General features: G+C 69.8%; 16 protein-coding genes and 1 tRNA gene. 4 read left to right on the top strand and 13 right to left on the bottom strand.

What is annotated here, in order from left to right; genetic code table 11:
• Positions 1 to 170 precede the first annotated feature (170 nt).
• From rpsD to G011_RS0125585, 8 genes are all read right to left on the bottom strand, one after another.
• Positions 171 to 782, bottom strand: coding sequence for a 30S ribosomal protein S4 (rpsD, locus tag G011_RS0125550; RefSeq protein ID WP_013154168.1), 612 nt, complete (start codon positions 780 to 782; stop codon positions 171 to 173).
• Between the two features lie 332 nt (positions 783 to 1114).
• A complete protein-coding gene (locus G011_RS0125555) occupies positions 1115 to 2086 on the bottom strand; it encodes a carbohydrate kinase family protein (RefSeq protein WP_019610951.1) in 972 nt (323 codons plus the stop codon).
• A 353-nt stretch (positions 2087 to 2439) separates the two neighbouring features.
• Complete coding sequence (locus tag G011_RS0125560) at positions 2440 to 2787, bottom strand: iron-sulfur cluster assembly accessory protein (RefSeq protein WP_013154170.1); 348 nt, start codon at positions 2785 to 2787, stop codon at positions 2440 to 2442.
• Positions 2788 to 3187: 400 nt separating this feature from the next.
• Positions 3188 to 4057: an ABC transporter ATP-binding protein gene (locus G011_RS0125565; RefSeq protein ID WP_013154171.1), complete on the bottom strand. Its 870-nt coding sequence runs from the start codon at positions 4055 to 4057 to the stop codon at positions 3188 to 3190.
• Positions 4050 to 4934 carry an ABC transporter ATP-binding protein gene (locus G011_RS0125570; RefSeq protein ID WP_019610952.1) on the bottom strand — a complete coding sequence of 295 codons (885 nt, stop codon included), beginning with the start codon at positions 4932 to 4934 and terminating at the stop codon, positions 4050 to 4052. Before G011_RS0125570 ends, G011_RS0125565 begins: the two co-directional genes overlap by 8 nt.
• Positions 4924 to 5913, bottom strand: a complete 990-nt coding sequence (locus G011_RS0125575) for a branched-chain amino acid ABC transporter permease (RefSeq protein WP_019610953.1) — start codon at positions 5911 to 5913, stop codon at positions 4924 to 4926. Before G011_RS0125575 ends, G011_RS0125570 begins: the two co-directional genes overlap by 11 nt.
• An 11-nt stretch (positions 5914 to 5924) precedes the next feature.
• Entirely contained in the window at positions 5925 to 7481 is a 1557-nt protein-coding gene (locus G011_RS0125580) for a branched-chain amino acid ABC transporter permease (protein ID WP_026338658.1), read from the bottom strand.
• Between the two features lie 399 nt (positions 7482 to 7880).
• Positions 7881 to 8447: an ANTAR domain-containing response regulator gene (locus G011_RS0125585; RefSeq protein WP_019610955.1), complete on the bottom strand. Its 567-nt coding sequence runs from the start codon at positions 8445 to 8447 to the stop codon at positions 7881 to 7883.
• Positions 8448 to 8607: 160 nt separating this feature from the next.
• On the opposite strand from G011_RS0125585, the gene G011_RS0125590 reads away from it, so the two are divergent.
• The 3 genes from G011_RS0125590 to G011_RS0125600 all read left to right on the top strand — a co-directional run bounded on the left by G011_RS0125590 (position 8608) and on the right by G011_RS0125600 (position 10785).
• Positions 8608 to 8681 (top strand) — tRNA-Leu (locus tag G011_RS0125590).
• A 110-nt stretch (positions 8682 to 8791) separates the two neighbouring features.
• A complete protein-coding gene (locus G011_RS0125595; RefSeq protein ID WP_019610956.1) occupies positions 8792 to 9586 on the top strand; it encodes a hypothetical protein in 795 nt (264 codons plus the stop codon).
• A gap of 209 nt (positions 9587 to 9795) precedes the next feature.
• A complete protein-coding gene (locus tag G011_RS0125600; protein ID WP_019610957.1) occupies positions 9796 to 10785 on the top strand; it encodes a DUF1266 domain-containing protein in 990 nt (329 codons plus the stop codon).
• Between the two features lie 127 nt (positions 10786 to 10912).
• On the opposite strand, the gene pyk is transcribed toward G011_RS0125600, so the two are convergent.
• From pyk to gltB, 5 genes are all read right to left on the bottom strand, one after another.
• Complete coding sequence (gene pyk / locus G011_RS0125605) at positions 10913 to 12346, bottom strand: pyruvate kinase (RefSeq protein WP_013154177.1); 1434 nt, start codon at positions 12344 to 12346, stop codon at positions 10913 to 10915.
• Between the two features lie 217 nt (positions 12347 to 12563).
• Positions 12564 to 13463: a hypothetical protein gene (locus tag G011_RS0125610; RefSeq protein ID WP_019610958.1), complete on the bottom strand. Its 900-nt coding sequence runs from the start codon at positions 13461 to 13463 to the stop codon at positions 12564 to 12566.
• Positions 13464 to 13537: 74 nt separating this feature from the next.
• Positions 13538 to 13921 (bottom strand): DUF2784 domain-containing protein, encoded by a 384-nt coding sequence (locus G011_RS0125615; protein WP_013154179.1) that lies wholly within the window; start codon positions 13919 to 13921, stop codon positions 13538 to 13540.
• A 198-nt stretch (positions 13922 to 14119) separates the two neighbouring features.
• On the bottom strand, positions 14120 to 15574 hold the full coding sequence (locus tag G011_RS0125620; RefSeq protein ID WP_019610959.1) for a glutamate synthase subunit beta: 1455 nt from the start codon (positions 15572 to 15574) through the stop codon (positions 14120 to 14122).
• Between the two features lie 19 nt (positions 15575 to 15593).
• Positions 15594 to 20144: a glutamate synthase large subunit gene (gene gltB / locus G011_RS0125625; RefSeq protein ID WP_026338659.1), complete on the bottom strand. Its 4551-nt coding sequence runs from the start codon at positions 20142 to 20144 to the stop codon at positions 15594 to 15596.
• Positions 20145 to 20732: 588 nt separating this feature from the next.
• Here gltB and G011_RS0125630 point away from each other — a divergent pair.
• Complete coding sequence (locus G011_RS0125630; RefSeq protein ID WP_019610961.1) at positions 20733 to 22589, top strand: bis-aminopropyl spermidine synthase family protein; 1857 nt, start codon at positions 20733 to 20735, stop codon at positions 22587 to 22589.
• The last annotated feature ends 51 nt before the right edge of the window (positions 22590 to 22640 follow it).

A 22640-nucleotide genomic window follows, 5' to 3' on the forward strand; every position in this document is an offset into this window, starting at 1 on the left:
GGTTCCGGTGCGATAACGATTCGTACCCCGCCGAATCCCCGGCGTGGCGTGCTCCACACCACCCCGGACACGGCGAGGCCGCGCGGACGTGGTCCGCGCGGCCTGACCTGCTGCTCCGCATCGGCCGCCCCCCGGGGAGGAGGCGGCCGCGCACACGCCGAGGCGGGTGACTAGCGGGCGTAGAACTCCACGACCAGCTGCTCGTCGAAGGGCACCGGGATCTGCTCGCGCTTGGGGCGGTCGACGACCGCGACGCGCAGGTCCTTGTGGCTCACGGCGAGGAATCCGGCGATCTTGTCGTCGGCGTGGACGCCCTCGGCGGCCTCGACGAACGGCACCATGTTGCGGGACTTCTCCCGAACACTGATGATCTGACCCGGCTTGACCTGGTACGACGGGATGTCGACCTTCTTGCCGTCCACGGTGATGTGACCGTGGTTGACGAACTGACGCGCGGCGTAGATCGAGGCGGCCAGACCGGCGCGCAGCACGACCGTGGCCAGACGCAGCTCCAGCTCGGCGAGCATCTCCTCACCGGTGCGCCCCGTGCGCTTCTTCGCGCTCTCGTAGACGCGCAGCATCTGCTTCTCGGTCAGGTCGTAGTACCAGCGCACCTTCTGCTTCTCCGCCTGGCGGACCGCGTAGTCGCTGCTGTTGCGGCGGACGCGGCGGCCGTGCTCACCGGGCGGGTAGGGACGCTTCTCGAAGTAGCTGACCGCCTTACGGGTCAGCGGGGTGCCGGCGCGCCGGGACAACCGCACCTTCGGTCCGGTGTAGCGCATGCAATGTCCTTTCCGGATGAATCCGGGGAATCCCAGGTAAGGCTGGCCTAGATCTGGGAGGCGCTCAGCGCGCCCGAGCCCGCGCGGGCGCGCCGGAGCGCGCACAACGGGACAGGTTCCCCACCGTCGCGGCGACCCGGCGCGGACGGCTTGGGCTGGGTAACCGGCACGCGTTTCAGCGCACCGGCGGGCACGGGGCTCCCCGTGCGGGACACCGGCTCCCAGGGAGCGGCGGCCGTGCGGGGCGCGGCCCGGTCCGACAGGCGGACACGGGTCGTGCGGGTCGCGACTACCCACTCTACGGGCTCGCGGACACCACCCCGACCCGTCGACTACACGAAAGGCGCGACCTCGGCCGAGACCCCGGCGCCGTAGGACTCCTCCAGACGCGCCAGGAGCGAGGCCCCGGTCAGGGTGTACTCCTGCGGCCCGTCCGCCTCCAGACAGTGCACCGCGGTCGCGTTGCCCACCTGCGCGGCCCGCTCCAGCGACAGCCCCCACGAGTGCGCGGCCAGGAAACCCGCGCGGAACGCGTCCCCCATACCCGTGGGGTCCACCAGATCCCGCACCACCGCGGCCGGAACGTGCACGCTCGGCTCGCCCGCCCGGTCGATACGCGCCCCCTTGGCGCCCAGGGTGGTGACACGGGTGCCCACCCGCTCCAGGACGTCGGCGTCGGACCAGCCCGTCTTCTGCTCGGCCAGCGCCTTCTCGTACTCGTTGGTGAACAGGAAGGCCGCGCCCTCGATCAGGCCCCGCACCTCGGGCCCCTCCATGCGCGCCAGCTGCTGGGAGGGGTCGGCGGCGAAGGCGATACCGCGGGTGCGGCACTCCTCGCTGTGACGCACCATCGCGGCCGGGTCGTCCGCCCCGATCAGCACCAGGTCCAGCCCGCCCAGGCGGTCCGCGATCGGCTGGAGCTCGATGTTGCGGGCCTCGGCCATGGCCCCGGCGTAGAAGGACGCGATCTGGTTCTGGTCCCGGTCCGTGGTGCAGATGAACCGGGCGGTGTGGCGCAGCTCGGAGATGTAGACCGCGGAGGTGTCCACACCGTGGCGGTCCAGCCAGGCGCGGTAGTCCTCGAAGTCGGCCCCGGCCGCACCCACCAGCACCGGGTTGAGGCCGAACCCGCCCATGCCGAAGCAGATGTTGGCCGCGACACCGCCGCGCCGCACGTCCAGCTCGTCGATCAGGAAGGACAGCGACAACTGCTGGATCTGGTCGGGGATGATCTGTTCCGCGAAGCGACCCTCGAAGGACATCAGATGGTCGGTGGCGATGGATCCGGCAACCGCGATACGCACGGGACGAAGGCTCCTTGGTCGGGAGGTGTCGGTCTGCTGACCGGACGGGGCTGCGGGCATGGGAGAGGACGTGCCCGGTTCGGACTGCCCCAGGTTAGTGCAGTGCGCCCGCGGCGTAGAGGACACCCGCTCGCTCCCGACCCCGCCCCGCACGCGGAGGACCCCGCACACGGCAAAAGGAGGGGGAGGACGGCACGAACCGCCCTCCCCCCGGAAAACCCTGTCACCGCCGACCGGAACCCTGGAGCCCGGCCCGCCCGACGACCGCCCCCGGAGCGCCTCACGCCCCGGACCGCGACCACCGGATGGCCCCGGACCCACCGGCCCCGGAGCCCCCAGCGGGACGACGCCCCCTAGTTGAAGGAGTCACCGCAGGCGCAGGAACCGGTGGCGTTGGGGTTGTCGATGGTGAAACCCTGCTTCTCGATGGTGTCGACGAAGTCGATCGTGGCACCGATCAGGTAGGGGGAGCTCATCCGGTCGGTGACCACCTCCACACCGCCGAAGTCGCTGACCACGTCGCCGTCGAGCTCGCGCTCGTCGAAGTAGAGCTGGTAACGCAGCCCCGAGCAACCACCGGGCTGAACGGCCACGCGAAGACGCAGGTCGTCCCGCCCCTCCTGCTCAAGGAGCGCCCTGACCTTGCTGGACGCCTCGTCGGTGAGGATGATGCCCTCGGTGGTCTCGCTCTGAACCGTCATGCTGGAAAGCTCCTCTGGAAAGGGGTAGCGGCTGGCCGGCGACCCCCTTGGTCGCGTCTGGACCGGCCCGCCGCGGCGGGTCCCGTCCTCTTCAACGGTTCTCAACGCCCGACACCGGCACCGCATTCCTCGCGCACCGGCCGACACGGGCGTCACAGCGCCGCTGTGTTCTCCCCCGCCCCCGACCCGCACTGCGGACGGGGCCGCGGACGGGCACGGACGTGCCCGTCCTCCCAGGGTAATTTGTCCCGCCCCGGGACGCCATCTCCCCGCCGGGCCTGTGCACGAAGCCACCCGGCCACCGCGACACACACCGGCCGCGCACCCCGCGGCGACCGCACCCCCACACAACAGGAAGGGGCGGAGCCCGCCACAGGCCCCGCCCCTCCCCCACGGCGACTCAGCCCTTGGCCAGCGTCCCCAGGTACAGCTCGATCACGTTGGGATCGTTCAACAGGTCCGCACCCGTACCGGTGTAGGCGTTGCGCCCCTGGTCCAACACGTAGCCGCGATCACAGATCTGCAGGCAGCGACGCGCGTTCTGCTCCACCATGATCACCGACACACCCGTCCGGTTGACCTCCTTGACCCGCTGGAAGACCTCCTCCTGGTAGATCGGCGACAGACCCGCGGTCGGCTCGTCCAACAACAGCACCGACGGCTCCATCATCAGCGCACGCCCCATGGCCACCATCTGGCGCTCACCACCCGACAAGGACCCCGCCTTGGCCTTGCGCCGATCCGCCAGCAGCGGGAACAGCTCCGCCACCGCCGCGAACCGCTTCGTGAACGTCCGCGGCCGCAGGAACGCCCCCATCTGGAGGTTCTCCTCGATGGTCAGCGACGGGAACACGTTCTGCGTCTGCGGAACGTAACCCACCCCCCGCTCCACCAGACTGTGCGCCGGCAGACCCGCGATGTCGGACCCCCGCAGCGTCAGAGCGCCCTCACGCACCGGGATCAGCCCGAACACCGTCTTGATCAGCGTGGACTTACCCGCCCCGTTCGGGCCGATGATCGCCACGACCTCGCCCTCGGACAGCGTCAGGGTGCACCCGTTGAGGATGTTCACCCCCGGCACGTACCCCGCCACCAGCTCCCTGGCCAACAACAGGTAGTCCTCCGGACCACCCACCGGCGCCGCCTCACCGGCCTGCTCCAACACCTCCTCACGGTGCTCCTGCGCCACGGCGGCCTCCACGGCCTCCACCGGGACCTCGTCCGAGACCTTCGCCACCTTCTCCGGACTCGGCTGCGCGCTCTCAGTCATCACCACTCCCCGGGGCCTCGGCCGTCTCCTCCTGGGCACCCAGGTAGGCGTCGATCACCTGCTGGTTGGACCGGATGTCCGAAGGACGGCCCTCCGCGATCACCTGGCCCTGGGCGAGCACCACGATCCAGTCGCTGATACCCATGATCACGTCCATGTCGTGCTCCACGAAGAGCACCGTCTTGCCCTCGTCGCGCAACGACGTGATGTGCCCCAGCAACGACTGCACCAGCGCCGGGTTCACCCCCGCCATCGGCTCGTCCAGCATGATCATGGTCGGATCGGTCATCAGCGAACGCGCCATCTCCAACAGCTTGCGCTGACCGCCCGAGAGCGAACCCGCCATGTCGTCGCGCTTGTCGATGAGCTTGAACCGCTCCAACAGATCCAGCGCGCGACGCGTGTTCTCCCTCTCCTGCCTCCGCCACACAGGCCGCAGGAACGCACCCGCCATCCGCTCACCGAACTGACCCGGCGCGCCCAACAGCATGTTGTCCAGCACCGTCATCCGGGTCAGCGCCTTGGTCAGCTGGAAGGTCCGCACCATCCCCGCACGCGCCACCTGGTGACCGCGCCTGCCGTTGATCGGCCTGCCCTGGAAGGTCCAACGCCCCCCGTCCACCCGGTCGAAACCGGTCAACAGGTTGAACAGCGTCGACTTACCCGCACCGTTCGGACCGATCAACGCCGTGATCGTCCCCCGCTGCACCTCCAGGTGCCCCACGTCCACCGCGGTCAGACCGCCGAAGGAACGGCGCACACCGTCCGCCACCAGGATCGGATCCGGCTTCGCCGAACCCGGCACGGGCTCCGCACCGGCCACACGGTCGACCCCGACCCCGGACCCGACGCCGCCGCCCACCTTGTCACTTGACATTGATCAGCATCTCCTTGCGGTCGCCGATGAGACCCTGCGGCCGGAAGACGATCAGCAACACCAGCAACAGACCCACGAAGGCCAGCTGGATCGCACCGTAGTCCGGACCGTCCAGGAACGGCAGCCACCCCATCGAGCCGAAACCCTGGAGCACACCGTCGGTGAAGTTCATCAGGAACCAGAACACCATCGCGCCCAGCACCGGACCGAACACCCGACCGGCACCACCCAACAGCAGGATCACCCACAGGAAGAACGTCACCTGCGGCTTGAACTGGTCCGGCTGGATCGACGCCTGGTACACGGCCAGTATGCACCCCGCCAGGGCACCCACCAGACCGCCCAGAACCAGCGCCTGCATCTTGTACGCGAACACGTTCTTGCCCAGACTGCGGACCGCGTCCTCGTCCTCCCGGATGCCCTTGATGACACGCCCCCACGGGCTGTGCATCAGCACCCACGTCAACCCGGCCATCAACAGCACCAGGCCCCACGTCACCACCAGAACCCACAGGTGGTTGCCGTTGTAGGACAACGCCCCGAAACCGTAACGCTCACCCCCGTCGAACGGGTTGATCGCACGGAAGTCCGACGCCAGGTTCTGCAACCCGTACACACCACCGGTCAGCGGCTCGGCGAAACCCGCCCGGTACACCAGACGGATCACCTCCGCCGCCGCGATCGTCGTGATCGACAGGTAGTCCGCACGCAACCGCAGCGTCGGAATGCCCAACAACAGGGCCATCACGAACGCGCACAACAGACCGACACCGAAACCCACCACCAACGGCAGGTCGAACACCGCCACACTGATGCCTACGCCGTAGGCGCCCACCAGCATGAAACCCACCTGGCCGAAGTTCAACAGCCCCGTGTAACCGAAGTGGAGGTTGAGGCCGATCGCCGCGAGCGCGTAGATCGCCGCGATCGGGCCGAGCGCCGACCGGGTGGACTCGGCGAGGATCGAAAGGATATCCATCGTCTTCTCTCCTAGCCGACCCGCTCACGCCGACCGAGCAGACCCTGGGGCCTGACCAGCAGCATGAGGATCATCAGCGCCAGAGCCCATGCCTGCATGAGCTGGGACGGGAACCACAGGGTGGACAACATCGCCACCAGGCCGACCGCCAGGCCGCCGACCATCGCACCGTAGGCCGTGCCGAGACCGCCGAGGATCACCGCGGCGAACATCATCAGCAGCAGACGGAAGCCCATCTCGTACTCCACCACCTGGTTGAGCCCGTAGAGCACACCGCCCAGAGCGGCCAGACCGCCACCGAGCCCCCACACGTACAGCGTGACCCGGTCCACGTCGATACCCGACGACTCCGCCAGGTCCCGGTTGTCCGACACCGCGCGCATCGCCTTGCCGATCCGGGTGAACTGCAACAGACAGGCCACCCCCACCAGCACCACGACCGCCACCGCCATGACCACCAGGTCGCGCGGCGGCATCGACACCGGCCCCAGGCGCACCATCTCCTGGAGCTGGAAACCCGCGTAACGCTCCCGGCCCGCCCCGAAGAGCACCAGGATCACGTGCCGCACCACCAGCGCCAGACCGATCGAGACGATGAACATCTGGATCATCGCCACGTTGCGGTGCCGCAGCGGACGCCAGATGTAGCGCTCCATCGACCCGCCCAGCACCGCGCCCATCAGCACCGCGACCACCGCGGCCAACCACAGCGGCACGCTCCAACCGACCGCGTCACCCATCACGCCCAGGACCGTCGCCAGCGCGATACCCGCGAGGATCGACGACCACTGCGCGACGACCAGCGCCGTCCGCGACAGCCTCGCCTCCAGGAAGGCGCCGATCAGAACCGCCGCGCCCAACCCCAGGAAGAGCGCCAGCAGCGCGTTGCCCATACCCGCGGCACCCGTGCTGAAGAGCAGCGCGATCATCGCACCGAAGGTCACCAGGTCACCATGGGCGAAGTTGATCAGCTTCGTCGTACCGAAGATCAACGAGAGCCCGATCGCCGAAACCGCGATGACCAGGCCGAACAGCAGACCCGCCGCGGTGAGCTGAAGCACCCGGTCCCCGAAGGAGCCACCGGCGCCGGTGTTGGGCGCCAACGACTCCTCGTCGGCCGCCTCCCCGTCGGAGGAGTCCTCCGTCTCCTCCTGCGAGGGCGAGGCCGACTCCTCCTCGGCCGCGCCCGCCGCCTCCAGGGCGACGATCAACGGCCGCCGGTCGTCCGCCTCGACCTCCACCTCGGTCTCACCGTCGACGAAGAGGGCCTCGATCACCGCGAACTCCCCGGGGACGGACTCCTGGTCCACCACCACGCGGTAGGTGCCCGGTCCGGGCAGGCCCACTTCCCACATTCCTTCAGAGTCGGTCTCCGCCGCCCCGACCTCGTCCTCGCCGTCGTAGACCGTGATCATGATGCCTTCGACACCCTGGTCCCGGTTCTCCGGATGGAGGATCTGACCGTGCAGCGCTTCACCGCCCTGTTCGTCTGCCGTCGCCGCTGGCCCCGGGATCACCAGGATGGCGGTGATCAGGGCGAGCAACACGGTCACAAGACGTGTGCGCACGCGCGCTCCTTGCGCATCTGAGGGTGGCGGTGGCGAATGCGCGCACGCGCCACCGCTGTCCTTTGCTGTTCGGTGCGGTGAGTTTAGCCCGATTTAGGCAAGTTGTTCAGATCCGCTAATGCCACGTGACCCAACCGTCACCCCATCGTGCGCAAACGAGACCAAACCGGTACACCTGGCACATTGACCCTGAACATCTGTCTTGTTTCCACCGCGTTAAGCGCCTGAAATGCACACTTCCTCCGCACCCGGCGTACCGGAGTGATCACAGGGGCCGGGGAGAGGGGACCGCGCGGGGACGACGAAGGGGGCCGCACCCGGTCGGGTGCGGCCCCCTTCGTCCAGACCAGTTTCAGTCCGGCTGGCGCGGGCGCGTAAGCGCCGCTTACGGATGGCGGCTCACTGCTTGCCGCCGAGGGTCTCCACGACCGTCTCGGCGACCCTGCGCATGGTCAGCCGCCGGTCCATCGAGTTCTTCTGGATCCAGCGGAACGCCTCGGGCTCGCTCATCCCGTGGCGGCTCTGGAGCAGACCCTTGGCCTGTTCGACCAGCTTGCGGGTCTCCAACCGCTCCTGGAGGCTGGAGACCTCCGACTCCAGCGCGGACAGCTCCGCGTAGCGCGAGGTGGCCATCTCGATGGCGGGCACGAGGTCGGCCTTGTTGAACGGCTTGACCAGGTAGGCCATGGCCCCGGCCTCGCGCGCCCGCTCGACCAGCTCCCTCTGGGAGAAGGCGGTCAGGATCACCACCGGGGCGATGCGCTCGGCGGCGATGCGCTCGGCGGCCGAGAGGCCGTCGAGCACGGGCATCTTGATGTCGGTGATCACCAGATCGGGCTTGAGCTCCTGGGCAAGGCGGATCACGGTCTCACCGTCACCGGCCTCCCCCACGACGGCGTAACCGTCCTCCTCAAGCATCTCCTTGAGGTCCAGGCGGATCAGGGCCTCGTCTTCCGCGATCACCACACGGCTCTGCGTCCTCGTCACGTACACGAGGTTACCGAGATCAGCTAGGATGCTGGACGTCGGGACGGGCATGCGCGTCAATCGTGATACCACTGTTGACGGAGCAAACCGGTCCGGCGGGATGGTGGACAGCCAAGCACGATGTCCTCGCCCAACAAAAGCCCTGATACCCCAATCGGCAGAGGGAAATAGCTCAAACCTATTACAGTGTGGGTTCGAGTCCCACTCAGGGCACAGACATACAGAGCCGCCTCAATCAGGCGGCTCTCGTCATTTGGGGCATATCAACCCACGGTAGTCACGCCATCGACGGAATGTCACAGGCATGGGCAACTATTCAGGTCATGTACTCACGTGACGTAGTAGACGAAACCTTCCGCCTCAAGGCCTTGGGCCTGACTGACAAAGCCATCGCGGCACAGTGCGGCGTCTCCGTGCAGGCGATCAGGCACTGGCGTTACGGCAACAGGCGTGCGCCCGCGACAGAGGGAAGGCGCCAAGACCGGACGACCTACTGCCCCAAGTGTCACAACGCGCGTCTTGATGACAACGCTTACGCCTACCTACTGGGGCTTTACCTCGGAGACGGTCACATCACCGCCTCAAGGCGCGGGGTGTACGTTCTCTGGGTCTTTTGCGACAACAAGTACCCGGGGCTGATGGACCTCTGCGGCGATGCCATGCAGAAGGTGTTCCCGATCACCTCTTTCCGTGCCAGCCGCGGTGAGGGGTGCACGGCCGTCAAAGCCGCCTCCAAACACTGGCTCTGCCTGTTCCCCCAGCACGGACCGGGCCACAAGCACTCCAGGAGGATCGCCCTGGAAACCTGGCAGCAGGAAGTCGTCAACAACCACCCTGAGCTGTTCATCCGGGGCCTGGTTCACTCCGACGGATGCCGTGCCCTCAACCGGATACGCAAGAGGGGCAGGAAGGACGAGTACTACGAGTATCCGCGCTACCACTTCTCCAACACGTCGCAGGACATCGTGGACCTCTTCACGTCGTCCCTGGAGCGGCTCGGCATTCCCTGGACGAGCCACATCCAGCGCCAGCCCCCGTTCAAGGACAAGACCGCCATCTCGGTGTCGCGGAAGGAGGCCGTGGCGCGTATGGACGCCTTCGTGGGGCCCAAGTACTGAGGGACCGGACAGACGTGCCAGAACCTGCGTAACTACCCAGCCGGTACCGCCCCAAATAGGCCCTTTGTCACTTTATGCCGGGGCAACCTGGCGGAACCGGTCACATCACGGCCACAACCTGAGTACAACCCGTGAGTTCGGTCGCCTCCGCGGGCGCGCGTCCTTGATCCTGGAGTTCCAGAAGCGATTTCTCAGGAGAGGAGCAGCGGGTGCTGACCGCGGTGGCCGGGATCGTCGGCGCACTGGTTATCGGCGCCTGGGTGGTGGTGGCGTGGGGTTCCCAGCGCCGCCAGCCGTGGCTGCTGACCCCCGTCGCGCTGCTCATCGTCCTTCTCGTGGCCGTCGGCCAGCCGGGCTGGGCCTTCGTGCCCGTCGTGGCGCTGGTCGCCGGTTCCTTCGCCGAGCTGGTGGTGGGCTCGCGTGAGTCCCCCACCCTGCGCACCAAGGACCCCGACGCGCCGTTGAGCACGGAGCGCTGGGCGGCGGCCGTGGCGGCGCCGTTCCGGGTGGCGTTGGCCGAGCCCTGGGACGTGGTGGCGCGGCCGTCGCTGCGCCGTCCCTACCAGCGGATGCTGGAGCGCCAGTGGGGGGTGACCGACCGCGAGTCGCTGCTGGAGGCGGTGGACGCCCTGTTGGAGGAGCTGCGCACGGGTCCGAAGCTGGACCTGGTGGTGGATCTGAGCGCGGGGGTGGCCAGGTCGCGTCTGCCGCGTGAGCGGGGCGGGCAGGTGACGGGCGCGCACGTGCGGCTGAGTGGGGAGCAGGTGGCGCGGTTGCGCGCGGTCACGGGGGTGGCCGAGGCGGACGAGACGGTGCTCATCGGCGCCTACCAGTGGTGGAAGTCGGTGCACGTGATCCGGTTGGTGTGCGGGGGCGCGTCGTTGGACTGGTTGAGTCCGGTGGAGACGCAGACGCTGTTGCGTCGGGTGGCCTCGGATCTTCAGCGGCGGTACGCGTCGTGGCAGCAGTTGTCGATGGCCTTCCACGCGGGTTACCTGTTGTGGCCGGAGAAGGGTGTGGAGGGCGACCACGGCGGGACGGACCGGGTGTGGGCGGCGCTGGGTCTGTTGACGGAGGACGAGCGCAGTCCGTGGAACCTGTTGCCGTGGGACATGCCGTTGGAGCGTGTGCTGCCCGAGGGGGGCGCGGCGGCGGGGCCGGAGCCGCGGGGGGACGTGCGCGGGGAGTCGGCGGCCTGAGGGCGGCGCGGCGGCGGGGCCGCACCTGGTCCTGACCCGGTGGGCGGCGCGGCTCATACGCCGTGTCCTCCGGGCCGGACCTGATGCGGCACGTCGGGGGCGCCCGGTGTGGGGCGCCCGGGTGTTGCTATCGCGCCGCGAGGGCGACGGCGTCTCCGAGGCGGTGGACGCGCAGGGAGTTGGTGGAACCGGTGGTTCCGGGCGGGCTGCCGGCGACGATGACGACCTTGTCGCCCTTGTGGTAGTCGCCGAGTTGGAGGAGTTCGGCCTCCACCTGGCGGACCATGTCGTCGGTGTTGTCGACCCAGGGCACGAGGTTGCTCTCGACTCCCCAGGTGAGGGAGAGCACGCCGCGGGTGGTCTCCTCGGTGGTGAAGGCCATCAGCGGGATGGGTGAGCGGTAGCGGGCCAGGCGTCGGGCGGTCTCTCCGGACATGGTGAAGGCGACCAGTGCCTTGGCTCCGACGGTGGCGCCGATCTCGGCGGCGGCGCGGGCGATGGCTCCGCCGGTGGTCTCGGGTACCCGGTTGAGGATGTGCGAGGCGCGCAGGGATTCCTGTTCGGCGGCGCTGACGATGCGGGCCATGGTCTCGACGGTCTCGACGGGGTACTTGCCGACGCTGGTCTCTCCGGAGAGCATGACGGCGTCGGCGCCGTCGAGGACGGCGTTGGCGACGTCGGAGGCCTCGGCGCGGGTGGGCCGGGGTGATCCGATCATGGATTCGAGCATCTGGGTGGCGACGATGACCGGTTTGGCCTTGTCGCGGCAGCGTTCGACGGCGCGTTTTTGCACCATGGGGACGTTTTCGAGGGGGAGTTCGACGCCGAGGTCGCCGCGGGCGACCATGACTCCGTCGAAGACCTCGATGATGTCCTGGAGCCGTTCGACGGCCTGGGGTTTCTCGACCTTGGCGATGAGGGGGACGGTGACGCCCTCCTCGTCCATGATGCGGTGGCACTCTTCGGCGTCGGCGGGGCTGCGGACGAAGGAGAGGGCGACCATGTCGACGCCCTGTCGCAGGGCCCAGCGCAGGTCCGCCTCGTCCTTTTCGGTGAGTGCGGGGACGCTGACGGCGACGCCGGGGAGGTTGAGTCCCTTGTGGTTGGAGACGGTGCCGGCGACGATGACGCGGGTGTGGACGTCGGTGCTGGTGGTCTTGGTGCACTCCAGCGCGATGCGGCCGTCGTCGATGAGGACGCGGTCGCCGGGGCGTACGTCCGCGGGGAGTCCCTTGTAGGTGGTGGAGACGCGGTGGGCGTCTCCGGGGACGTCGTCGGTGGTGATGGTGAACTCGTCGCCGACGTTGAGGTCGACGGGGCCGTCGGCGAAGGTGCCGACGCGGATCTTGGGCCCTTGGAGGTCGGCGAGGACGCCGACTGCTCGTTGTGCGGCCTCAGCGGCGTCTCGCAGGTTGGCGAGGTTGGCGCTGTGGTCGTCGTGGGTTCCGTGGCTGAGGTTGAGTCGGGCGACGTCCAGTCCGGCTTCGACGAGCTTGCGGAGGACTTCCGGGCTCGAGGTGGCGGGACCGAGGGTCGCGACGATTTTTGCTCGACGTGTCACGCTTAACACTCTAGAGCGTCTGGAGGATGGAGTGGTCTAAACCAGGTTGCGAATGGACGTATGTGGGGCTGCGGGAAGTCGAACTTCGGGCACCCTGGGTGAGGTTTGGTGGCGTTGGGTGGTGTGGGGGTCTTCGCTGGCGGGGGTGTCGGGGCGGGGTGGGCGCGGGGGTCCGGCCTCGGCGGGGTCGGGGTGTGCCGGGGCCGGGTTCGGGGTGTCAGGTGTCGCGGCGGCGGGGTGGGAGGTAGCCCTGGACGCGGCCGTAGGCGCACAGGATGCGCAGGCGTTGGACGGTGCGCATGCCTTCGCGTTCGAGGGTGGCGGCGGTGTCCCAGTGCTGCCAGGTGGCGTCCCAGCCGCCGTCGGGTCGTTGGGTCTGTTCGAAGAAGTCGAGGTTGCGTTGGATCTCGGCGTCGGTGAACAGGGGTCGGGCGATGTGGTCGGGGTGGGTGGCGATGTCGAGTGCGGTGTGGGCGTGTCGGCGCGGGTTGGGTTTGGGGTCGGTGTCGATGACGGCGCGGATCATGGGGTGGAGTCGGCTGGTGGTGCGCAGGGCGCGGTCGCGGTCGGGGACGTGTTGGAGAAAGGTGCAGATGCCGATGGCCTGGTGGGGGTCGGTCCAGTGCAGGGAGTTGATGCGTTTCCAGCAGTAGGCGGTGGCGTTGTCGCGCCAGGTGTGGCTGATGTTGTGTTTGTGGAGGTATCCGGCGAGGAGTGCGGTGAGTCCGAGGTCGCTGGTGAAGTCGTGGTGCTGTTGCCACCAGGGGGCGGCTTCGGTGTGGCGGACGTTGGGTCGTACGCAGGGCAGGCCGCCGTCGGGGTTGGTGACGGTGGTGAGGTAGCGGCAGATGCCGGTGCCGAGGGTGGTGGGGATGGGGCCGAGGTCGTCGAGGTAGCGCAGGGCGATCTCGGTGGCGGCGGGTTGGCTGGTGTGTCCGCGCAGGTCGGGGTCGAGTCCGTTGCCGTAGCCGCCGTCGAGGTTGCGGTAGGCGGAGAGTGCGGAGCGGACGGGTTCGGTGGGTCCGTTCTGGAAGAGGTGGGCGAAGCGGAGCCGGTCGATGAGCCGGGCGTTTCGCATGGTGAAGTGTTCTGCGGCGCGAAGGGAGTCCCAGGTCACAACGGTCATGTCTTCGACGGTACGTCCGTGTGCGGGGCGGGGAAATGGTTGGCGGGCCAATCCATTCGCGATCTTTACGCGCGGTTCGGGGTGGTGTTGCGTGTGCGTCTTCGGGTGAGGATGAGGAGTCCTGCCCAGGAGGTGAGGACGGCGAGGGCGACGGTGAGCTGTGCGGTGAGCAGGTGTTCGGCGGGGTAGACGATGCCGGTGAGGTAGTGGTCGATGAAGCCTTCCGGGGGCAGTCCTTGTTGTCCGGCGCGTCGGCGGGCCCAGTTCTCGACGTGGGTGAGGGGGCAGGGCCAGCCGATGAGGGTGATGGCGAGTCCGTAGAGGGCGCAGCCGAGGTGGATCCACAGGGTGCGGGGCCACTTCCAGGCGAGGAATCCGCCGAGGGCGAGGTAGGCGAGGAAGGCCAGGTGCACGACCATGGCGGTGTCGGCGATGAGTCGGTAGGTCATCGTCTGGCCTCCTGGGCGTGTGGCAGGTCCTCCTTGTTTCCAGTATCGGCGCCGTCGTGCGTCCGGGCCAGGGGGTGTGGGGGGCTGTGGACGGTTCTGGTGGGATCCCGGATGGCTCGTGGCGTGGGGGACACGGCGACGCGCCGGGTGCGGAGGGTGTCCTCCGCGCCCGGCGCGCGTGTGTGTGCCTGGTTGTGGTTAGACGAGCGGTCGTGCGGTCGGCGGGATGGTGACCGGCAGTGCGCTGTCGTCGGTGAGGTAGCGGTCGACTCCGGCGGCGGCGGAGCGGCCCTCGGCGATGGCCCAGACGATGAGCGACTGGCCGCGGCCCATGTCTCCGGCGCAGAAGACGCCGTCGACGGTGGTGCGGTAGTCGGTGTCGCGGACGACGTTGCCGCGTCCGTCGAGTTCGACGCCGAGCTGGTCGAGCAGGCCCTCCTTCTGGGGTCCGACGAAGCCCATGGCGAGTGTGACGAGTTCGGCGGGGATCTCGCGCTCGGTGCCCTCGATGGGTTCGAAGCCCTTGTCGGTGCGCTTGACCTCGACGAGTTTGAGGGCGCGGACCTGGCCGTTGTCGTCGCCGAGGAACTCGACGGTGTTGACGGAGTAGATCCGCTTGCCGCCCTCCTCGTGGGCGCTGGTGACCTTGTAGAGCATGGGCATGGTCGGCCAGGGCTGGTTGTCGGGCCGCGTGGCGGGCGGCTTGGGCATGATCTCCAGCTGGGTGACCGAGGCGGCGCCCTGGCGGTGGGCGGTGCCGACGCAGTCGGCGCCGGTGTCGCCGCCGCCGATGACGACGACGTGCTTGCCCTTGGCGCTGATGGCGGGCGTGTCGTAGTCGCCCTCCTGGACCCGGTTGGCCAGGGGCAGGTACTCCATGGCCTGGTGGATGCCGCCGAGTTCGCGACCCTTGGCGGGCAGGTCGCGCCAGGCGGTGGCGCCGCCGCTGATGACGACGGCGTCGTGGTCGGCGCGCAGCTGGTCGGCGGTGATGTCGGTGCCGACGTCGACTCCGGTGCGGAAGGTGGTGCCCTCGGCGCTCATCTGGGCGAGGCGGCGGTCGATGTGCCGCTTCTCCATCTTGAACTCGGGGATGCCGTAGCGCAGGAGGCCGCCGATGCGGTCGGCGCGTTCGTAGACGGTGACGTCGTGTCCGGCGCGGGTGAGCTGCTGGGCGGCGGCGAGTCCGGCGGGGCCGGAGCCGACGACGGCGACCTTCTTGCCGGTGCGGGTGGTGGGGGGCAGGGGCTTGACCCAGCCCTCCTCCCACGCGCGGTCGATGATGGAGACCTCGACGTTCTTGATGGTGACGGCGGGCTGGTTGATGCCGAGCACGCACGCGGATTCGCACGGGGCGGGGCAGAGCCTGCCGGTGAACTCCGGGAAGTTGTTGGTGGCGTGCAGGCGTTCGATCGCCTCGGCCCAGTCGTGGGTGTGGACGAGGTGGTTCCACTCGGGGATGAGGTTGCCGAGGGGGCAGCCGTTGTGGCAGAAGGGGATGCCGCAGTCCATGCAGCGTGATGCCTGCTTGGTGACGGTGCCCCGGTCGAAGTCCTCGTAGACCTCGCGCCAGTCCTGGATGCGCACGTCGACGGGTCGGTGCTTGGGGAGCTCTCGCTCGGTGGTCTTCAGGAAGCCCTTGGGGTCGGCCATGTGCCTTCCTCCTCTCGTGTCAGGACTGTGCGGAGGCCATGACGGCCTCGTTGACGTCGCGGCCCTCGCGTTCGGCCTCGGCCTGGGCGAGCAGGACGCGCTTGTAGTCGCGCGGCATGATCTTGGCGATGCGGTCGATGCCGCCGTCGGTGAGGATGCGGTCGGCGACGGCCGATCCGGTCTCGGCGCGGTGGCGGGTGAGGACGTCGGTGAGGAACGCGCGGTCCTCGTCGGTGAGGGCCTCGATCTCGACCATCTCGGTGTTGACGCGTTCGTGGTCCAGGTCCAGGACGTAGGCGATGCCTCCGGACATGCCGGCGGCGAAGTTGCGTCCGGTGCGGCCGAGGATGACGGCGCGGCCGCCGGTCATGTACTCGCAGCCGTGGTCGCCGATGCCCTCGACGACGGCGAGGGCGCCGGAGTTGCGGACGCAGAAGCGTTCGCCGACGACGCCGCGCAGGAGGATCTCTCCGGAGGTGGCGCCGTAGCCGATGACGTTGCCGGCGATGATGTGGTCCTCGGCGACGAGCTGGGAGGCGTTGTCGGGGCGGACGATGACGCGTCCGCCGGACAGGCCCTTGCCGACGTAGTCGTTGGCGTCGCCGGACAGGCGCAGGGTGACGCCCTTGGGTACGAAGGCGCCGAAGGACTGGCCCGCGGATCCGGTGAAGGAGACGTCGATGGTGTCGTCGGGGAGGCCGTTGGCGCCGTGGCGCTTGGTGACTTCGTGTCCGAGCATGGTGCCGACGGTGCGGTTGACGTTGCGTACGGGCAGTTCGAGGCGTACGGGCTGGCCGAAGTCCAGGGCGCCCTCGCTGAGCTGGATGAGGGTGTTGTCCAGGGCCTTCTCCAGGCCGTGGTCTTGGAGGCGCTGCTGGACGCGGTGGTCGCCGGCGCGGGGTTCGACCTCGTGCAGGATGGGCGACAGGTCCAGGCCCTGGGCCTTCCAGTGGGTGACGGCGTCGGCGGTGTCGAGCAGGTCGATGGAGCCGATGGCCTCGTCCAGGCTGCGGAAGCCGAGCTGGGCGAGGTACTCGCGGACCTCCTGGGCGATGAACTCGAAGAAGTTGACGACGTATTCGGCCTTGCCGGAGAAGCGCTCGCGCAGGAGCGGGTTCTGGGTGGCGACGCCGACGGGGCAGGTGTCCAGGTGGCAGACGCGCATCATGACGCAGCCGGAGACGACGAGGGGTGCGGTGGCGAAGCCGTACTCCTCGGCGCCGAGCAGGGCGGCGATGACGACGTCGCGTCCGGTCTTCATCTGGCCGTCGGCCTGGACGACGATGCGGTCGCGCAGGCCGTTGAGCAGCAGGGTCTGCTGGGTTTCGGCGAGGCCGAGTTCCCAGGGGGTGCCCGCGTGCTTGAGGGAGGTCAGCGGCGAGGCGCCGGTGCCTCCGTCGTGGCCGGAGATGAGGACGACGTCGGCGTGTGCCTTGGACACGCCGGCGGCGACGGTGCCCACGCCCGCCTCGGAGACCAGTTTGACGTGGACCCGGGCGGAGGGGTTGGCGTTCTTGAGGTCGTGGATGAGTTGGGCGAGGTCCTCGATGGAGTAGATGTCGTGGTGGGGCGGCGGGGAGATGAGCCCGACGCCGGGGGTGGAGTGGCGGGTCTGGGCGACCCACGGGTAGACCTTGTGGCCGGGCAGCTGGCCGCCCTCGCCGGGCTTGGCGCCCTGGGCCATCTTGATCTGGATGTCGTCGGCGTTGCTGAGGTAGTGCGAGGTGACGCCGAAGCGGCCGGAGGCGACCTGCTTGATGGAGCTGCGGCGCAGGTCTCCGTTGGCATCGGGGGTGAAGCGGTCGGGGTCCTCGCCGCCCTCGCCGGTGTTGGACTTGCCGCCGAGGCGGTTCATCGCGATGGCGAGGGTCTGGTGGGCCTCGGCGGAGATGGAGCCGTAGGACATGGCTCCGGTGGAGAAGCGCTTGACGATCTCCGAGACGGGTTCGACCTCGTCGACGGGCACGGGTTCGCGCACGCCGTCCTTGAAGCGCAGGAGACCGCGCAGGGTCATGAGCTTCTCGGACTGGTCGTCGATCTGGGAGGTGTACTCCTTGAAGATCTCGTACCGGCGGGTGCGGGTGGAGTGCTGGAGTTTGAAGACGGTCTCGGGGCTGAACAGGTGCGGTTCGCCCTCGCGGCGCCACTGGTACTCGCCGCCGACCTCCAGGCGCCGGTGGGCGCTGGGGTTGGCGGTGTGGGCGCGGCGGTGGCGGATGGCGACCTCCTCGGCGAGGACGTCGAAGCCGACGCCGCCCAGGCGGGAGGTGGTGCCGGTGAAGCAGCGGTCGATGACCTCGGCGCCCAGGCCCAGGGCCTCGAAGATCTGGGCTCCGGTGTAGGAGCTGACCGTGGACACGCCGATCTTGGACATGATCTTCAGGACGCCCTTGCCGTACGCCTTGACGGTGTTGCGGACGGCCTGGTCGGCGTCGACGCCGCCGATGGTGCCGCGTTCGACGAGGTCGCGGACGGTGGCCAGCGCCAGGTAGGGGTTGACCGCGGAGGCGCCGTAGCCGATGAGCAGGGCGACGTGGTGGCATTCGCGCACGTCGGCGGCCTCGATGAGGAGTCCGACCTCGGTGCGGGTCTTCTCGCGGACGAGGTGGTGGTGGACCGAGCCGGTGAGCAGCAGCGACGGGATGGGCGCGCGGTCGGCGTCGGCGCCGCGGTCGCTGAGCACGAGGATGTGGGCGCCGTCGGCGATGGCGGCGGATACCTCGGTGTTGATCTGCTCCAGGCGTGCGGAGAGCGCGTCGCCGCCGCCGTCGACGGGGTAGGTGCCGTCGACGGTGAAGCTCTTCAGGGCGGGGTTGCCCTGTCCGGCGGCGACGATGGCGGCCAGTTCGGCCTGGTCGACGACCGGGGTGGGCAGGACGAGGCGCTGGGTGCTGCCGGGTGCGGCGTCCAGGATGTTGTGCTCGGCGCCCAGGAGGGTGGCCAGGCTGGTGACCATCTCCTCGCGGATGGCGTCCAGGGGCGGGTTGGTGACCTGGGCGAAGTTCTGCGAGAAGTAGTCGAAGAGCTGGCGGGAGCGCTCGGAGAGCGCGGCCACCGGGGTGTCGGTGCCCATGGATCCGATGGGTTCGGCGCCGGTGCGGGCCATGGGGGTGAGGATGACGCGCAGTTCCTCCTCGGTGTAGCCGAAGACCTGCTGGGCGCGCTGGAGTTCGGTGACCGGGACGGGTCGGGCGTCGGGCAGGTCGGCCAGGCGCAGGACGCCGGTGTCGATCCACTCCTGGTAGGGGTGTTCGGCGGCGAGTTCGGCCTTGATCTCCTCGTCCTCGACGATGCGCCCCTGGGCGGTGTCGACGACGAAGATGCGGCCGGGCTGGAGGCGTCCCTTGCGCACGATGGTGGCGGGGTCGATGTCCAGGACGCCGGCCTCGCTGGCGAGGACGACGAGGCCGTCCTCGGTGACCCAGTAGCGGCCGGGGCGCAGGCCGTTGCGGTCCAGGACCGCGCCGACGAGGGTGCCGTCGGTGAAGGACACCGAGGCGGGGCCGTCCCAGGGCTCCATGAGGGTGGAGTGGTACTCGTAGAAGGCCCGGACGGCCGGGTCCATCTCGGTGTGGTTCTCCCAGGGCTCGGGGATCATCATGAGCACCGCGTGCGGCAGGGAGCGTCCGCCCAGGTGGAGCAGTTCCAGGGCGTCGTCGAAGGACGCGGTGTCGGAGTCGTCGGGGTCGACGATGGGGAAGATCCGGTCGAGTTCGCCGGGGATGAGGTCGCTGGCGAGCTTGGCCTCGCGCGCCCGCATCATGTTGCGGTTGCCCTTGACGGTGTTGATCTCGCCGTTGTGCGCGACGTAGCGGAACGGGTGGGCGAGCGGCCAGGACGGGAAGGTGTTGGTGGAGAAGCGGGAGTGGACCAGGGCCAGGCCGGAGGCGTAGCGCCGGTCGGACAGGTCGGGGAAGAACGGCTCCAGCTGCGGGGTGGTGAGCATGCCCTTGTAGGCGATGGTGCGCGGGGACAGGCTCGGGAAGTAGACGTCGCTCTCGTGCTCGGCGCGCTTGCGTACGCAGTAGGCGTGGCGCTCCAGCTCGATGCCGGTGAGGCCCTCGGTGGCGGTGCCGGGGGTGCCCGTGATGAAGAGCTGCCCGAAGTAGGGCATGGCCTGGCGGGCGGCGGGTCCGCTGTACTGGGGTTCGAAGGGCAGTTCGCGCCAGCCGAGCAGGGTCAGGCCCTCTTCGGCGACGATGGCGTTGATGCGTTCGACGGCGGCGGCGCGCTCGGCGGCGTCGGCGGGCAGGAACCCGATGCCGGTGGCGTAGGCGCCCGCCTCGGGCAGGGTGAAGTCGCAGACCTCGGTGTAGAGCTCGTGCGGGATCTGGGTGAGGATGCCCGCGCCGTCGCCGTCGTCGGGGTCGGCGCCGGAGGCTCCGCGGTGGTCGAGGTTGCGGAGTACGGTGAGCGCCTTCTCGACGATGTCGTGGCCGCGACGTCCAGTGAGGTCGGCGACGAAGCCCACACCGCAGGCGTCGTGCTCGAAAGCGGGGTCGTACAGGCCCTGGGAAGTGGTCTCGGGGTTCGTTCGGACGGACGAACGCCGCACCTGGCCAGCAGGCATCTACCCTCCTGTCGTCTTGCGTTGGCTTCGTGAAAAGCGCATCCGGGACGACGTTGGCCCTGCTGCGTGCGGATGGAGTTGTGTCGCCGCGTGGTGCGGCGGTGACCGTCGTGTGGGCGCCGTGGCCGCCTCCGTCGTGCGGCCACGTCCTCGTGGTCGCCGGTGGCGGGTGGGGTCGCCCGTGACGGGCAGGTTCCCTTATACATGCCGGTCCAGCCGCGACGTTAATCGCAGGTCTAGACCACGTGGCGCCGCGGTGCGCCGGTGGCCCCTGGCCGCTCCCGGGTGTGTGCGGGCTCGGGCGCGGTCCGGGAGAGGTTCCCGGTGCGGGCTGGCCTAGCGGGTTTTTCCACGAGGGAACCCCGCTAAACCTCCCAAAGAGGCCGAAACACCAACCTTGGAGGTGGGGAACGCCACTTCGGGCATGCGGGCGCAACACGCCGCACGCCCACATTACCCCGGTGTTAACCGCGTCCCCAAGAGGGCGGGGGGCGGGTCCGCGAGTGATATCCCCCTCACCGGGCGCCGCCGCTGACCTGGGTGGCGGCGGGCCGCGCGCCGCCCCGGCGCGCGTGGGACGATCGGTGCATGCACGCGACTCCTCCGGGCCCGGACGGCCCCCCTTCCGCTGCCTCCGGGCGGGTACCGGTCGCGGACGGCGACTCCGCCCGCGCCGACCGCTCCCTTGACGGCCCGCCGCCCCTTCCCGAGCCCGCCGCGGAGCTGCTGCGCGGCCACGGCGTGGACGCGCCCCGGCTGCGCCGTGTGCTGGCGCTGCTCTCGGACGGGCGCGAGTGGGAGGCGAACGCGCTGGTGCGCGCCAGCGGTGTCGCGTACGCGCTGGTGTCCTCCCTGGTGGGGTCCCTGACGGAGGCCGGTGAGCTGGCGCCCGGGGACGGGCGGGGCCGGGTGCGCCTGGTGCGGCCCGAGCGCTACGCGGGCGCGGCCGGGGAGGAGCCCGCCGACCCGGTGGCCCACCTGCTCCCCCGCTACTCCCGGGCGCTGGCGGAGCTGGCGCGGGCCGTGGAGGAGGGGCCCGCCTCGGATCTGGACCTGGACCACGTGGCCGCGACGGCCGAGACCGCGCTGCGCCGGGCGCTGTTGCTGTCCGCTCGGTTCGACCTGCGCGACCGCACGCTCCTGTGCGTGGGCGACCACGACCTGACCTCGGTGGCGCTGACCCTGGTGTGCCCGGGCGCCCGGGCGCAGGTCGTGGACATCGACGAACGCGTCCTGGCCCACATCGACGCCCTGGCGGCCGAGCTCGGGCTGGCGGTGCGTACGCACGCCGCGGACCTGCGTCTGGGGCTGCCGCCCGCGGTGCGCGGCGGCGCGGACGTGGTGTTCACCGATCCCCCCTACACGCCCGACGGTGTGGAACTGTTCGTGCGGCGCGGTGTGGAGGGGATGGCCGATCCCCGCCGGGGACGGGTGCTGGTGGCCTACGGGGCCAGTGAGACCACCCCGCGGCTGGCCGCGGCCACGCAGGCGCGGCTGGTGCGGATGGACCTGCTGTTGGAGGCGGTGTGGCCGGACTTCAACCGCTACCACGGGGCCGAGTCGATCGGCGCGGCCTCCGACCTGTACGTGCTGCGGCCGCTGGCGCGTACGCTGCCCGCTCCCTCGGGTGAGGTGGCGCGCGTGTACAGCCAGGGGGTGAACGCCAAGGAGGCCCGGGGCGGTCTGGACGCCGATCGGGCCCGTGCCGTGCTGGACCGGGTGGCCGGGGAGACCGCGAGTGCCGCGGTTCCCGGTGGAACCGGGGAGGCCGGTGGGGCCGGGAGGACCGGACGGTCCGCCGGGACCGGTGGGACCGGGGAGGCCGTCAAGCCCGGAGAGGCCGGTGGTGACCGCGCGCCGACGCTGGTGGGCGCGTGGCCGGGCGAGGTCGCCGGGTCGGGGCGGGTGCGCCTGTCCACGTGGTTGGAGGCGCCCGGGCAGGGCGGCGGACTCGCGGTGGTCAATCTCACAGGCGGGTGGGACCGCTGGGCGGCGCGCGCGGCCCTGGCCGCCGCCGGGGACACTGTGTACGTGCTGGTGCCGTCCTCGGCGGCGTGCGTGCGCGACGAGGCGGGCCAGCGGGGGCTGCGCGCCCTGGTGGAACCGCGCTTCGGGGTGCGGTTCCTGCGCGGGTTCGGCGCGGACGGCCTGACGGCGGTGCGGCTGACCCGGCGTCCGGACGCGGACTCGGCGGTGGACCGGCTGCTGGTGTACGTGCAGGAGAGGGCGCACGGCACGCTCACCGCGACCCTGCGGGCGGGGCTGGTGGAGGTGTCGGCGTGGCGGGAGAGCCCGGTCAACAAGCGCACGGCGCGCCACGCGGTGTCCGCGGCACCGGAGTGGGTGTCCGGGCACACCCTGCTCGATCTGCCCGAGCACCGCTTCGGTGAGCTGCGCGGGGTGGCCGCCGACCTCCTGGAGCGGGTGGGGCCCTCCCCGGCCTGACGCGGTGGCGCCGGAACGGGCCCGTCTTCCCGGCTCCGCCGTGGAGACCCG

This window comes from Nocardiopsis sp. CNS-639 (assembly GCF_000381685.1).
Taxonomy (GTDB): domain Bacteria; phylum Actinomycetota; class Actinomycetes; order Streptosporangiales; family Streptosporangiaceae; genus Nocardiopsis; species Nocardiopsis dassonvillei.

Excerpts from the sequence above, each read along its gene's own strand:
- rpsD (WP_013154168.1), bottom strand. The coding sequence starts at position 782 with ATGCGCTACACCGGACCGAAGGTGCGGTTGTCCCGGCGCGCCGGCACC.
- G011_RS0125560 (WP_013154170.1), bottom strand. The coding sequence starts at position 2,787 with ATGACGGTTCAGAGCGAGACCACCGAGGGCATCATCCTCACCGACGAG.
- G011_RS0125565 (WP_013154171.1), bottom strand. The coding sequence starts at position 4,057 with ATGACTGAGAGCGCGCAGCCGAGTCCGGAGAAGGTGGCGAAGGTCTCG.
- G011_RS0125570 (WP_019610952.1), bottom strand. The coding sequence starts at position 4,934 with ATGTCAAGTGACAAGGTGGGCGGCGGCGTCGGGTCCGGGGTCGGGGTC.
- G011_RS0125575 (WP_019610953.1), bottom strand. The coding sequence starts at position 5,913 with ATGGATATCCTTTCGATCCTCGCCGAGTCCACCCGGTCGGCGCTCGGC.
- G011_RS0125595 (WP_019610956.1), top strand. The coding sequence starts at position 8,792 with ATGTACTCACGTGACGTAGTAGACGAAACCTTCCGCCTCAAGGCCTTG.
- G011_RS0125615 (WP_013154179.1), bottom strand. The coding sequence starts at position 13,921 with ATGACCTACCGACTCATCGCCGACACCGCCATGGTCGTGCACCTGGCC.
- G011_RS0125620 (WP_019610959.1), bottom strand. The coding sequence starts at position 15,574 with ATGGCCGACCCCAAGGGCTTCCTGAAGACCACCGAGCGAGAGCTCCCC.
- gltB (WP_026338659.1), bottom strand. The coding sequence starts at position 20,144 with ATGCCTGCTGGCCAGGTGCGGCGTTCGTCCGTCCGAACGAACCCCGAG.
- G011_RS0125630 (WP_019610961.1), top strand. The coding sequence starts at position 20,733 with ATGCACGCGACTCCTCCGGGCCCGGACGGCCCCCCTTCCGCTGCCTCC.